Source organism: Halalkalibacter akibai JCM 9157, from assembly GCF_000513135.1.
GTDB classification, from domain to species: domain Bacteria; phylum Bacillota; class Bacilli; order Bacillales; family Bacillaceae_D; genus Halalkalibacter; species Halalkalibacter akibai.
The window spans coordinates 1-13,764 of the sequence record NZ_BAUV01000026.1 but is presented as its reverse complement, the minus strand read 5'-3'; the positions used below and the strand labels follow the sequence as shown (position 1 = coordinate 13,764).

The following is a 13,764-nucleotide window of genomic DNA, read 5'->3' as shown; positions in this document are numbered from 1 at the left end:
ATCTTTCTATCTGTTATATTTTCGGATTTCTCCTAAGCTTGTTGTGGCAATCAAAGCTAGTGTGCTTATTCAGCTACTTCTAGTCCACCAAAAGCATTTAGCAGATTGTTTCCCTTACATCGCAAAATTCATTTCCCTCAATCCTATATTGTTTTTTCTTAATCATACTCCTGTTTTTTGTTTTTGTTTGACTTTATTTAAGTTTGTTTTTCTTTGAAACTTCATTAGACTTTATTAGACTCATAACTCATACGCCTATTTTAAAAAAGCATCTTTGAAAGGAGTCCATTCCCAGAACGTAGGCATATGATGATTTTATAAAAAACCTTGGAGGGATTGAGAAAAATGCAATTTGAACCTAGAAACTATCAATATCACCCATATACAAACACCCCGAATCATTATGTAAGAAGTCATCAGGGACAGGATTATCAAGTAATAGATGCTGTATTAGGAGGAATAAAAAGAGAGGCTAGATCGGTGGAGATTTACAGACGTTTAGCAGGTACGGCACCAAATCAAATTCATAAACAAAACATTCTTCATGCTTTAGAAGGAAAAAAAGCTCTTTTAAGTCAATTTGAGAATCTATATGTTCAATTGACTGGAAATCAACCTGTCTACAAAATCAATAAAATTCCTTTCCAAGGATATAACGAAGGACTAGAAAAAGCTTACGAAGCAGAACTCGACAGTTTTGATTATTATCAAAGAAGTCTTATGTTAACTCGCCATCCTCATGTTCAGGAACTCTTAGGTAGAGCGATAACAGCTGAACAAGAAGCAGCTGCACGGTTCCAGTTTTTAACTGAGGATGGTTTAGATCGACAAATGGATTATGGTTCAGAACCGTTTGTCACGGATATTGAAGAAGTTACTAAACAAAACGATTCTTTTCGTAGAGCTTTATGGACAGGAAACCACTTGCAAGTAACCTTGATGAGCATAGATGTTGGAGAAGACATTGGCTTGGAAGTCCATCCAACACTTGACCAATTCCTCCGTATTGAGGAAGGCCAAGGAATTGTACAAATGGGTGATAGTAGAGATCATCTGTACTTTCAAGCTCAAGTATTTGATGACTATGCGATTGTCGTACCAGCTGGAAAATGGCATAATCTGACCAATACTGGTAACAAGCCTCTTAAACTATACTCAATTTACGCCCCACCACAGCATCCCTTCGGCACGGTTCACGAAACGAAAGCCATTGCTATGGAAGCCGAGGAAGATCATCATCATTAAATGATCATGTTAATACTAAGAACCCTTGGTATTATCCTTTTAATTCCAGGGGTTCTTTTCATTTCCAAATAAAGTCTTACTTTATTTTTTTATGAGTACCGTTTTAGTATAATAGGTTAATAGAACAGTGATTCCTATAAGAAAATACAGTCTTAAAGGAGGGAAATAACTTGGATGAACGAGATTGGACCATTCTAATGGAGCTCTATGAAAAGAAGAACATCACGAAAACAGCTCAAAGTCTTTATATCTCACAGCCAACATTGACAAAAAGAATCCAACACATCGAGCAGGAATATAAAGTCTCTATTATTAATCGCGGCACGAAAGGAGTTCAATTTACTCCTCAAGGTGAATATTTAGCTAAATGCGCCAAGGAAATGATTAAGAAGTTGCAAAACATTAAAGAAACGGTTCTAAATATGGAAGAAGAAGTAACCGGTACATTGCGTTTAGGCGTTTCTAATTACATAGCAACACACAAGTTACCAGGGCTATTAAAACAATTTCAAGTGAAGTTTCCAAAAGTTAACTACAAGGTAACTACAGGGTGGAGTCAAGAGGTATTTACTCAAGCCTATCACCGTGATGTTCAAATTGGAATTGTGCGTGGAGACTATCAGTGGCCTGAATCAAAGCTACTTCTTTTTGAAGAATATATTTGTATTACTTCAACACAGAAGATTGAGCTAGAGGATTTACCGTCACTTCCAAGGATTGACTATGAAACAGATACACTTCTTTTACAAATTATTGATAATTGGTGGAGCCGAACTTTTTCACAGCCTCCCCTAATTGGAATGGAAGTTGATAAGGGCGTTACTTGTAAAGAAATGGTAATGAATGGCTTAGGGTACGGAATTCTCCCTAGTGCGCTTATCGACGACCACCCAGAACTTTACACCATTTATTTAACCGACGAACAAGGGAAACCTCTCGTTAGAAAGACTTGGCTGTTCTATCATGAGGACTCTTTAAAGATAAAGGTGATTAATGAGTTTGTCCGCTTTATAGAACAATCAAATGTCAGCAAGATGAAATAAATTTTCTATTACACAAAGAAGGGTCATTCTTTTTTTGAATAGATCTCGATAAATAATTTGAATTTTACGAACTCCTCATTCAATTATAAGCTAGGAATGAGGGGTGACAGTATATGGAAATCTTATTACAAATTATGATTAATGTGATGCTACCGATTTTTTCACTCATCACAGTTGGTGCTTTTCTTCATCGGATGTTTGCCTTTGACATGAAAACATTATCAAAATTAAATACGTATTTACTAATACCTGCTGTATGCTTTACGAATGTGTATCAATCTAATATGAGTGGCGAAACTCTTTATCTCATTCTTTGTTTTCTTGTGATACAAAATGGTTGTTTAATTGTGGTAAGTGCTGGAATAGCTAAGGCGGCGAAATTCGAATCCCGTTTAGGGTCAACCTTTAAAAACAGTGTCGTTTTAAGCAACAATGGTAATTTCGGGATACCAATAAGTCAACTTGTCTTTCAGCACAATCCAATCGGGTTAACGGTACAGGTGATTGTCATGATCTTTCAAAATCTCCTTACCTTCACATACGGCTTATTCAATGCTGTGTCAGCCGAGAAAAAAGGGTTTCATGCGCTTGGACTTCTCTTCAAGAATCCGGTGATTTATGCCTTATTGCTAGCCGTTATTTTGAAAGCTTTATCTGTTAACATTCCGGAATTTATCTGGACTCCTATTGAAAATACAGCGAATGCATTTCTCGCCATCGCCCTAGTCACACTCGGAGCCCAAAGTGCCTTTATTAAGCTCTATCAATTTTCAAAGCCTTTAATATTGAGCTTAATAGGACGCCTCATTCTCTCACCTTGTATTGGGTTCATCGTCATTCTCATGTTGAATCTAGAAGGAACGACTGCACAGGCGCTTTTTATCGCAAGTGCCTTTCCTACCTCAAGAAACAGCTCGATCTTTGCATTAGAATATGGAAATCATCCAGATTATGCTGCACAAACGGTTTTAGTGTCTACTATATTTAGTCTTATAACAGTGACAAGTGTTGTTTATTTAGCGAAAATTTTATTTTAAAACGGTTGCTATTAAAACAAGTGCAGTCACCTCAGACCGTTAAATCATTTTCTGATTTTATAGCGATCGCGTTTTTTAATAAATTTTGAAGAATCGCAGCAAATAAAGAAATCATAACGGTTACAAACATAATAACCAAACCTATAAGCAAGATACCAGGATTGCCAGCATCTTGGGTAATTAGCGTGATAATACCTATCCCATACAATATAATAATCGTGATTCCAGAGCATTTAATATCATTTAAAGATTTAACAGACGATCTCGAGAATGCTGTGTTTTTATCAATAAAAGTCAAAAGCTTTAAACTTTGATACAGAGCAAAGAAAAAGGGGATCGTTGTCAGATAAATACCGACTAAGAGAGGGTATTTTAAGTAAATATATTCCGGATACATTTCTGCTAAAACATTTGCTTGCCACGGTAACCAATAAATAGACAAAATAAGTATTGTTATTCCTATTATAAATACTGCAATCTTCAACAAGAGTGTCTTTCCTTGTTCAGCAATGCCTAACAAATCTTGTTTCATTAAAACACCTCACTTTTATTCTTTCATTAATTTTATTTCATTTTTTATCGTAATACAATAAATAATTACTTTTTATTGGTAATAAATTGTTGTTTAAATCTAAAATACCAAATAAGCATTTCTTCCCACAAGAAATGCTTATTTGCATTGAACAAGATAATATCCGTCCTATCAAATTATTTTACTTTAACCGGAACTCCTTTTAATGCCGATTCTAGTGCTGCACAAGTCACAAGTTGTGTTTGATAGGCGTCCTGATAATCTGAAAGAATTTGCGAAGCATCTCCTGTCCTTACTGCATGAAGAAAGGCCTCACTCTCTGATATATACGGGTTGTCCATTTTTAACTCTTCCATAATTGAACCGGAAGTATCCTTTATTTGGATTCGGTCTGGGTGCCATTCAATCATGTTTTGATCGGTGTAAAATGTCATTCCAACCTTATTGACTCCTTCTGGGAGAATGCATGTATTAGAAATCGTTGCAACGACACCACTTTTCATTTTCAAGCTGACTGCCCCAACATCGGCTACTGTCACCTGTTCATATTTCATATGATTGACCCGGTTCGAGTAGTTAGCATATACTTCATCTACCTCCCCTGCTACATACCTTAGTACGTCGACAATGTGAGTCGTCTGCTCTATAAATTGACCTCCAGATCCTTCTTGTTTTCTCCACCAAGCTATCTCAGGCATTTGCCCCATCCAATATCCAGACACCATTCCAAGAGTTGTCGAATTTACAGCTTTTTTTAATCTCTGTACGGACTGTTTATAACGAAAGTGATAGCCCACCGCTGTCAGTAACGATGATTTTTCAAGTCGGGTTAAAATCTTTTTAGGAGTTTCAATATCAATTCCGAGCGGTTTTTCAACTAAAAACGGGATATTCCTTTCAATTAATTCCAACTCTATTTGTCCATGTGCCATCGGAGGGACACAGATATATACGGCATCAAGTTTTTCCGAATCTAACATTCGCTTAAAATCATCATAGCCTTGTGAGCCTTGAAAATCAGCCGCCATTGTTGCTGCTTTTTCCATACTCGTTCCACATATCGCTTGAACCTTGACTCCATTCATTTCTGATAAATATTCCGCGTGTTTTCGACTAAACCAACCTGTGCCAATCATTCCAATACGTAAAGTCATCTCTAATCCTCCTTATTATGTATGGAGAAAACCTCTTTAAATAGATTAGATCTAAGATGTAAGTAGAGGCTATATTCTTATTTAATACCTTTCTGCTTTAAACTCTCAGATCCCTTTAAAATAATGAGATTGATGCGATATTAAATAGGATGTTGGTTTTGTCACGTTGAAAAGCGCTATCAACTTAAAACTTGTCGTTGATAACGCTGCAAAAAGATTATGCCGTTTCAGCTTTCTCTTTTCCACCTTCACTTTGTTCCACAAACACTGCACATGCTGCGTCCCCAGTTATATTTACTGACGTACGTAGCATATCAAGAATTCGGTCAACGGCTAATACGAGAGCAATCCCTTCAACTGGTAAGCCGACAGACTGTAGAACCATTGCGAGCATGATCATTCCTACCCCAGGTACTCCAGCTGTTCCAATACTTGCAAGTGTTGCCGTTAATACAACCGTTAGTAACGCAGCTATTGATAAAGGTTCTGCAAATACTTGAGCAATAAACACGGTTGCTACAGCTTGCATAATAGCCGTTCCATCCATGTTAATGGTCGCGCCAAGCGGCTGAACGAACCCCGAAATCGGTCTTGAGACACCTAAGCGATCCTGTGCTGTTTTCATAGATAAAGGAAGAGTTGCGTTACTACTTGACGTACTAAACGCAACCGTCATCGCTGGTGCAAAATTCTTAAAGAAATGAAGCGGCTTCATTTTCCCTAAGAAATAAACAGCACTCGAGTATACAATTCCAACATGCAATAACAATGCTAATATCACACAAATCATGTACATTGCCATTGAAGATAAGGCGTCTAAACCAAGTTTCCCAATAGCAGAAGCAATGAGACCAAACGCACCATACGGCGCAAGCTTCATGACAACGGTGACGAGGAACATCATTATTTCATTTCCTTGCTCCATTAACCTTAAAACTCCGCTTGTTTTCTTACCTAGATAAGCTAGTGCAAAACCAATAAAAATAGCAAAGAAAATAATTTGAAGCATCTTTCCGTTAGCGAACGCATCTACCGGATTCGTCGGAATAATATTCAACAACGTCTCCATTACTGGCGGTGCTTCTGCCGCTTCAAAATCGGCATTCTCTGTACCCATTAGACCTTCTTGCCCCGGTTGAATGACAAGTGCGACTGCAAATGCGATACAAAGAGCAATCACCGTAGATAGTAAATAAAACCCTACTGTCTTTGTTCCAATCCGCCCTAACTTTTTAGTATCTCCCATTCCAGCTGTCCCAAGGACAATTGAGAAGAAAACGAGAGGTACTACCAGCATCGTAATAAGCTTCAAGAAAATTTGCCCAATCGGCGTTAAGACATACGTATCAATTGGTGCGAATGCTTCTGAAGCAAAAAGATTAAAACCAAGGCCTACCACTACCCCTAAAATGAGAGCAATCACAATCTTTTTCGTTAGACTCATTTGCCTCACCTCTCTTTTATTTGGGTGCCTGACCAGCGCATTAACGCTTTACTGCAGTGGGGGTCAGGCACCCTATTTTATCCTTTTAAATTACAGGATTTTTCCCCCTTTCTATTGTAAAAGTATACGAAGACACTTGTATCTTTAGAATCTGAGCTGCCCTTTCTGGAACAAAAATTCAGTTTTTCTTCACATAGAATACTTCTATCTTAGAATTCCTTTTAGAAAAGGGAGAGACCATTTTAACTGCAACACATACAAATTGTCGTATCGTTAGGTATTTGAGCATTAGGTTGAAACTAGTGTGGGTTTTAAACGTCTAATTAGAAAAGGGGGACAAACATATGAGAAAGCTAGTTTCATTTTTGGTAATAGCAGTGTTATTTGCCTTCTTGTTAGTGGGTTGTTCTGATAATCAAAATATTGATAATCAAAGTAAGAATTATAGTAGTAATAACGCGAAAAAAGCCGCTTGGAATTTTATTATAGATCAAGGGTGGGATGATACCGCAAAAGGTAATTGGAGGGATGCAACGTTACTAAAAGTCATTGTTGATGACAACTATAAATTACTAGATAAAACTTATAAAGGCAAAGAAACATTATCTGTTTCCTTTGAAGATAAGGAGAATGTCGTTGTTGGTACACCTTTAATACTAATTGACACCAAGACAAATAAAGTTATTGGTTATAGGCCAAGTGAATAAGATAAAATTAGATAGTCTTTTGTTTAGGTTGACTCTTACCAGCCCAAGTTGTGGCTCTTCACTAATTGTGACTCCTTTGCGCCAGGATACAAATCTAGTCACAGCCATTTTTATATACTTCATTAAGAATAAAGAAGAGATCGAATTACTAATAAATTCGGTCTCTTCATCTTCTCTTAAATATTAATTAATCATCTAATCATATGGATTTATCAACTTTCTACTATAAATTAACCTAAAGTTTAAACTTATTAATCATATCATTGAGTTGTTGTGCAACTCTGCTCAATTCTATTGCTGATGAATTTATTTCTTCCATTGTTGCGAGCTGTTGTTCAGTTGAGGTCGCTACACTTTGAGAACTCAACGAGTTATCGCCTGCTATTTTTGATAATTCATTCATGGTGGCAGCTACTTCTTCAGAGTTAGCAGATAATTGCTGGGAAACAGCTGAAACTTCATGAATTTGAAAACTTACCTCATTAATAGAAGAAAGAATATCATCAAAATCAATTCCCAAACTTTCAATTACCCTGGTACCAGCTTCCACTTGAACCGTCCCCTCTTCCATTGCTTTTACAGCATGGGTAGTAAGATCTTGAACTTGACTAGTAATGTTAGCAATTTTTGCTGTTGATGTTTTTGTTTCTTCTGCTAGCTTGCGCACTTCATCGGCTACGACTGCAAACCCCTTTCCATGTTCACCAGCACGAGCCGCTTCAATGGCAGCATTTAACGCTAGTAAGTTCGTTTGCTCAGCCACACCATTGATGAGAGTGGTGATAGATCCAATTTCCTTTGAATGATTGCTTAATTCTAAAATCGTATTAGAAACATTCAAGACAAATTTCTTCACTTGTTTGAATTGATTCATAGAGTTTGTAACCGCAATACTTCCCGCTTTCGCTTTTTCCGTCGTTTGATTAGAAAAGTCGGAAACAACTGCTGATGTTTCAGCAATTTTTTGAATTCCTTCGGCCATTTCTTCGGAGGCAAGCGCACTTTCATTTGAACTACTCACTTGAAATTCTGCTCCGCTTGCGACTTCTGCAATAATTTCAGTTACTTGTTTAATCGCTTCAGTTGTTTGATCAATGCTTGCCGTCAACTCCTCAGAAGACGCTGCAATTTGCTCTGATATATCCTTGTTTGCAACTATTATGGCGTTAAACTCTTCAGACATTTTATTAAAAGCTATACCAATTTCTCTTGTTTCATCCTTTGTAGCTAGATTAGTTCTAGCCGTAAGATCTCCATCAGCAAATTGCTCCATTTTTTCTTTAATATGAGTAATTGTATGAAGAACCCCAAAATAAAAGGCAATAAAGAAATAAACGATTAAGCCAGTCACAAAAAGAGAGATCGTAATAACGACAGCCTGTTGTAATTTCAGAGCTTGAATCTGATTCTCTAAACGGTCATCTAAGACACTCGTCCCCTCGTCCATCAAACTATAAACTTGATTTATAGATTCTGTAATCGTCGAGAAAAAACTAGCTGTATCTAAGTTAATGGTTGACGCATTTAGAACCTCCTCATCTATTAAATGAATGGTTGCTAGAGCTGCTTCTTGTGCCTCTTTGTACGGTTGTTCAATTAAGGTCTTCACCTCAGGACTTGCAGCAAATGCAAACTCCAGCTTACGAATTGATGAATTCAGATAACTTTCCATTGACCGTAAATTAAATAATAGAGTGATTTTTTCATCCGTTGACATTTGCTTGTTATTCACAACCGCTGTTCCTGTAGCCCTAGACATCCCCATATATTCTGCCATATTAGGAAGATCCTCTAATAAAGAACCAACCAGAAAATAATTCGCCTTATCCGCATCTAAAATTAAATTAGATGTTGTGGCAATATACATTTGAAAATCAACAATCTCTCGGATAAATTGACTATGTGCAACGATCGTTTCTTCCGTACTAAAATCAAAAACATGCATGTGGAACTTGTCCCACTCTTGTTTAAGAGCAGTCCAACGATCTCCTGCTTGCAAACTGTTCCCTAAACGATCATTAATGTCATCAATTTCTTCAATAATGCCTGCAATGGATTCTTGTCTTGCTTCAATATCTCCTTTAACCTGAGTTCCTCCTTGAACATAAGTAACAGACAATCCACGATGTTGCTGAACAAGTTGGACAAAGCTTCTTAATTCACTTATATACTCTATCCCTTCTCTCTCTTTCTCAGCAAATTGAATGCGTTCATTGACATTGGAAATTAACATTGATAATACTACTGCAAATGGAATTAAAAATAATAACAAGATTAACATAAATTTTCTAGCATAAGTCATTTTGTTCATTACCTTAATTCCTGGTGAAAAGATAGATAGTTTCTTCATTTTTTTGTCCCCTCTGCCTAGTCTAGATGGTAGCATATAGCATACAAACCTCTAAAATGTGTTTTATTTATCAACCTTGATCTTATTCTAAAAAAATTTCCTTAATAAATCTGTGATCTATGTTACAGATTTGATAGAAATATCAGACTGAAGCATACAAGAGCTCGAAAACAAAATTATGAAATTCCTTTTTAAAGCTTAATGTAATAAGATAAGTTTATAAATACGAAAGGAAAGATCGTCATGATTAATAAAGCAGATGTATTAGAAAGACTAAAAACCTTGGTTGGTAAGGAACTATCAAGTAGAAATTTACACGAAGCATTGTTTTGTGAAAAAAATGACTCCAAAAGACTTCGCCGTTTTAATGCTGGGACACATACGTATGTAGATTTCAAAATCTACTCAGCTAAAGGCTCTGAGGAAACAACATATGCCCTTATAAAAATCCCAGGAAACCCCAATACTTTTAAAATGGATCTAACAGAAAAAGAAGGAAACATACTAATTCAATCAGAGCCTAAAATTAATTATTCTTACTTATAAAGAAAAAACCAAAGCTAAAGGCTTTGGCTTTTTTTAATTAATCCCACTCTAATTTCTACCAAATTATGATTTAATCTAGAAATCAAGTGAAACTACGGTATACTTAAATATTAATAGTATTTAGCGAACATCTTATTTTTTATCGCTAGGAGGAACTTATGGATTTTGTTGCATTAGACTTTGAAACAGCTAATACGAATCGTTCGAGTGTATGCTCGATCGGTATTGTTGTTGTAAAAAATGGCAATGTCGCCGACGAATATTATCAATTAATTAAACCGAGAGATATGTATTTTGACCCTCTATGTGTAAGAATTCACGGAATAACCCCAGAAGATGTCAAAGACTCGCCTTCTTTCAGTGAGGTCTGGAAGGATATCTCTCCCTTGTTAGAAGGGAATCTGGTCATTGCTCATAATGCAAGTTTTGATATGTCGGTATTAAGGTACTCACTGGATGAATGCCAGCTTGATTATCCTTCGTTTTCTTATAACTGTACCGTTAATGTATCTAAAAAAACGTGGCTCGGTCTACCAAGTTATTCATTAAATGTAGTTGCCAGGCATCTACAAATAGAATTTAAACACCATCATGCATTAGAGGACGCACAAGTGGCGGCACAAGTATATCTTCAAGCCTGTAAATATAACAAGGTTACCAGTCATGTAGAGCTTATTGAAAAATTAGAAATTGGTCAAGGTACGATTTATGCCAACGGTTATACTCCAGCACGAGCTAACAAAAAGAAAAGCAAAACGAAAAGAAGTACTTTAAGCATGAATTAGATAAGGGACTAGTTCGTTTGGTAGAACCTCTTTTCCTGAATTCTAGAGGGCGTGAATAAATAAGTTCTTCTCATCCATCTAAATTAGAACAAAAAACCAGCCCAATAAGGCTGGTTTAAATCGAACTTATTGAACATCTTGTTCAAAGTACATTTGCTGTGTAACTTTTTCTTTCTTCAGTTTTTTAGGCTTTGGTGCTTGATTATCAAAGCTCGCATAGTCATAGATGGCTGTGCTTACAATCTCAGCTACATCTTGAAGTTTTTCTTTACTAATTTTATCAATTGTATCCTCAGGAGTATGATACCAAGGCTCTAAAGGACTATGAATAAACAGCGCCGCCGGAATTCCCGCTTCTCCAAATGGAACGTGGTCACTACTTCCTCCTTGAGCATAAGGTGTTGGACTACCATTCAAACGTAAACTTGATGCTTGAGTCAGTTCTGTTACTAGGTTCGGTTGACCATTAACTGTTCTCATTACAAGATCGCCCGCATCACGGCTTCCAACCATATCTAAGTTAAAATTAGCTACGATACGATTTAATTCTTCCTGTGGAAGCGTATTGACATAATGTCTTGATCCAATCAACCCTAATTCCTCTGCTCCAAAAGTCGCAAAGCGAATCTCTGTGTCAGTAGGTAGATCTTTTAATACTCTTGCAAGCTCTAAAACCATAGCTGTACCTGATGCATTATCATTTGCCCCAGGAGCACCCGGCACTGAGTCATGATGAGAGCTTAATACAATTACATTACCATTATCCTTATTTTTATTTGAAGCCTTTTTATTCGCAATTACATTATGTGAGGTACGCAAACCAGATTCAGCACCTAACACTTTTAAAGATGCCGACACTTCTTCTCCGTTTGTTAATTTACTTACTAACTCTTGACCTTGAGCTTGAGTAATCGAAACTGCTGGAACAAAACGATCATTCGCCCCACCTAGAGTTCCGTTAATAACACCCGCAGCATTGTTAAAAATGATCACTCCAGCGGCACCACTATTAGCTGCGTTTAACACTTTATCTCCAAAACTGATTTCCCCTCGCTGAATAAGAGCAATTTTTCCTGTTAAATCCTTCCCTACTAAATCTGCCGTTCTACCTAAACCAACATATTCGAGATCGGCTTCAATATCACCACTTGTTGTATATGTAAATGGAAGTGGATTAAGACTTACTCCATCAATCTCTAAATCAACAGTATGAGGCGCTGTGTAACCTAAGTATTCAAACGGTTGAATCTCAGCCTCGTATCCATAATTTTCGAATTGTTGTTTCACATATAGTACTGCCGCATACTCTTCAGCTGTTGCAGCTACTCGGGGGGTTTTAGCTAAATAATCAATTGTGTTATAGATGTTCTCAACATTAATTTGATTGATCACCTTCTTATCTAACACATTGATGACGTTAGATTGAGCAGATACTGGTTGTGTATAGGCTTGTACACCCATAGTACTAAGAGTAAGAGTCGTTACTAATGCAATAGATAGAAATGTTTTTTTCATATAAAGCCTCCTTACTAGAATAGTAGAACATATCTAAATATTACAATCTTTTACATTATGTAGAGAAGATAATATTTTCCTATTAATCATTAGTACTATTAACTTATCTACTAAACATTGAGATTATCGGTAATCCCGACTAAATTTAGGATATATTACAACCTAAATGGTAATATATGTATACATTTTATTACCTAGGTTATTAATTCTATTTAAAACCTATAGACTTAGTAATATTTATTTAACTAAGTGTATTTCTCTTTAATTTTTTACTTCATATGATATAAGAACTAGCTATTTCATATACTAAGATACTATTTCATGCTTAAAAACAGATCATTAGATAAACTAAACAAAATATTTACATTATTTTTATTAATTATAATAAACTCTAGTTAAAAAGCCTCAATTCCTCATAATTATTTCTATATATCACGTATATAAAAAAAAGAGCCCACTTGGACTCTTTTACTGGTTGAGTTGGATAAATACGTTTTCATTAACAAATCTCTTCCTTTGTCATGTTTTTGCTTCAATAGAGAAACTAGCTATTTTTCAATTAATCCGTATGAGGAAACCAAATTAAACCCTATTTATCTATTTCTTTGTTAATTTAGAGTCTGATTCGCTTAGTACTATATTTTAGGGGAATAATCGAGGGCTTTTTAAATATTCTTTTTTTAAGGTATCGCGACATTTAAATGGAGTGTTTACATACCATTAAATATTGCAGCTTTTATTCATTAGAAAAAGCTTCCTAATTAAAGGAAACCTTAATAAAAGTGTAAAGATATTTGGTTAAAATTGAACTTTAATTATTGTCATTATTTTGATGCGTATTTTGTTCTTCGTCAGCCTTATTAACAAATTCATACCCGTACCCTGATGAATGTATTTCCAATGTTTCTTCGTTATTTTTTCTTTTCAGATTTAAATTATCTTGTTTTCGATCCTTATCCATATTAACCTCCATATACTATTTTTTGCCATATCATCCTACTAGGATATAGTTCCCTCCTTCCAAAAAATCATACAAAATTCCCTTTATGATAGCTTGGTTAGTTAAGGCAACTACTTGTGCTTTTTGAAGGAATAATCTTTACTTTTATTTTCATTGATTGTACTGTGAGCTATATTTGAAAAAAGATGTTCCCTATAGAACCTCATCCAAATTGCCCCACGTTTAATTATGTACACTAAAAAAGACAACCCCTATTGGATTGTCTTTTAATTGCCTGGCAACGTCCTACTCTCACAGGGGGAAGCCCCCAACTACCATCGGCGCAAAAGAGCTTAACGACCGTGTTCGGCATGGGAACGGGTGTGACCTCTTTGCTATCGCCACCAGACTAAATATTGAACCTCAGATTCCCTAAAGGTATCTTAGTTCACATTAGAGAGATTCT

Annotated in this window: 12 protein-coding genes and 1 rRNA gene; 6 read left to right on the top strand and 7 right to left on the bottom strand. The window is 36.0% G+C overall.

All coding sequences use genetic code 11. The annotated features are described in order from the left end of the window. Window positions 1–345 precede the first annotated feature (345 nt). From JCM9157_RS14120 to JCM9157_RS14110, 3 genes are all read left to right on the top strand, one after another. A complete protein-coding gene (locus tag JCM9157_RS14120) occupies window positions 346–1,245 on the top strand; it encodes a cupin domain-containing protein (protein WP_035665646.1) in 900 nt (299 codons plus the stop codon). A 170-nt stretch (window positions 1,246–1,415) separates the two neighbouring features. Then, the gene (locus JCM9157_RS14115; RefSeq protein ID WP_035665644.1) at window positions 1,416–2,288 is read left to right on the top strand and encodes a LysR family transcriptional regulator; all 873 of its coding nucleotides are present in this window, start codon (window positions 1,416–1,418) and stop codon (window positions 2,286–2,288) included. 113 nt (window positions 2,289–2,401) lie between these two features. After that, on the top strand, window positions 2,402–3,325 hold the full coding sequence (locus tag JCM9157_RS14110) for an AEC family transporter (protein ID WP_035665642.1): 924 nt from the start codon (window positions 2,402–2,404) through the stop codon (window positions 3,323–3,325). A gap of 31 nt (window positions 3,326–3,356) precedes the next feature. On the opposite strand, the gene JCM9157_RS14105 is transcribed toward JCM9157_RS14110, so the two are convergent. The 3 genes from JCM9157_RS14105 to JCM9157_RS14095 form a co-directional block, all read right to left on the bottom strand. Further along, window positions 3,357–3,857 (bottom strand): DUF2975 domain-containing protein, encoded by a 501-nt coding sequence (locus tag JCM9157_RS14105; RefSeq protein ID WP_035665640.1) that lies wholly within the window; start codon window positions 3,855–3,857, stop codon window positions 3,357–3,359. 176 nt (window positions 3,858–4,033) lie between these two features. Then, entirely contained in the window at window positions 4,034–5,011 is a 978-nt protein-coding gene (locus JCM9157_RS14100; protein WP_035665639.1) for a Gfo/Idh/MocA family protein, read from the bottom strand. Window positions 5,012–5,228: 217 nt separating this feature from the next. Continuing rightward, entirely contained in the window at window positions 5,229–6,455 is a 1,227-nt protein-coding gene (locus JCM9157_RS14095) for a dicarboxylate/amino acid:cation symporter (protein WP_035665637.1), read from the bottom strand. Between the two features lie 344 nt (window positions 6,456–6,799). Between JCM9157_RS14095 and JCM9157_RS14090 the strand changes: the two genes are divergently transcribed. Beyond that, window positions 6,800–7,162, top strand: a complete 363-nt coding sequence (locus JCM9157_RS14090) for an outer membrane protein assembly factor BamD (RefSeq protein ID WP_035665635.1) — start codon at window positions 6,800–6,802, stop codon at window positions 7,160–7,162. A gap of 235 nt (window positions 7,163–7,397) precedes the next feature. Here the strand turns inward: JCM9157_RS14090 and JCM9157_RS14085 are convergent, their stop codons facing one another. Beyond that, on the bottom strand, window positions 7,398–9,512 hold the full coding sequence (locus JCM9157_RS14085; protein ID WP_035665633.1) for a methyl-accepting chemotaxis protein: 2,115 nt from the start codon (window positions 9,510–9,512) through the stop codon (window positions 7,398–7,400). A 243-nt stretch (window positions 9,513–9,755) separates the two neighbouring features. Between JCM9157_RS14085 and JCM9157_RS14080 the strand changes: the two genes are divergently transcribed. Together JCM9157_RS14080 and JCM9157_RS14075 are read left to right on the top strand one after the other, a co-directional pair. Beyond that, complete coding sequence (locus JCM9157_RS14080; protein ID WP_035665631.1) at window positions 9,756–10,058, top strand: hypothetical protein; 303 nt, start codon at window positions 9,756–9,758, stop codon at window positions 10,056–10,058. 158 nt (window positions 10,059–10,216) lie between these two features. Beyond that, a complete protein-coding gene (locus tag JCM9157_RS14075) occupies window positions 10,217–10,843 on the top strand; it encodes a 3'-5' exonuclease (RefSeq protein WP_035665629.1) in 627 nt (208 codons plus the stop codon). 126 nt (window positions 10,844–10,969) lie between these two features. Here JCM9157_RS14075 and JCM9157_RS14070 read toward each other — a convergent pair whose 3' ends face one another. The 3 genes from JCM9157_RS14070 to rrf form a co-directional block, all read right to left on the bottom strand. After that, on the bottom strand, window positions 10,970–12,358 hold the full coding sequence (locus tag JCM9157_RS14070; protein WP_035665627.1) for a M28 family peptidase: 1,389 nt from the start codon (window positions 12,356–12,358) through the stop codon (window positions 10,970–10,972). An 811-nt stretch (window positions 12,359–13,169) separates the two neighbouring features. Then, on the bottom strand, window positions 13,170–13,319 hold the full coding sequence (locus tag JCM9157_RS24690; RefSeq protein ID WP_156321499.1) for a hypothetical protein: 150 nt from the start codon (window positions 13,317–13,319) through the stop codon (window positions 13,170–13,172). A 272-nt stretch (window positions 13,320–13,591) separates the two neighbouring features. Beyond that, window positions 13,592–13,707: ribosomal RNA gene (gene rrf, locus JCM9157_RS14065) — 5S ribosomal RNA — on the bottom strand. Between the last annotated feature and the right edge of the window lie 57 nt (window positions 13,708–13,764).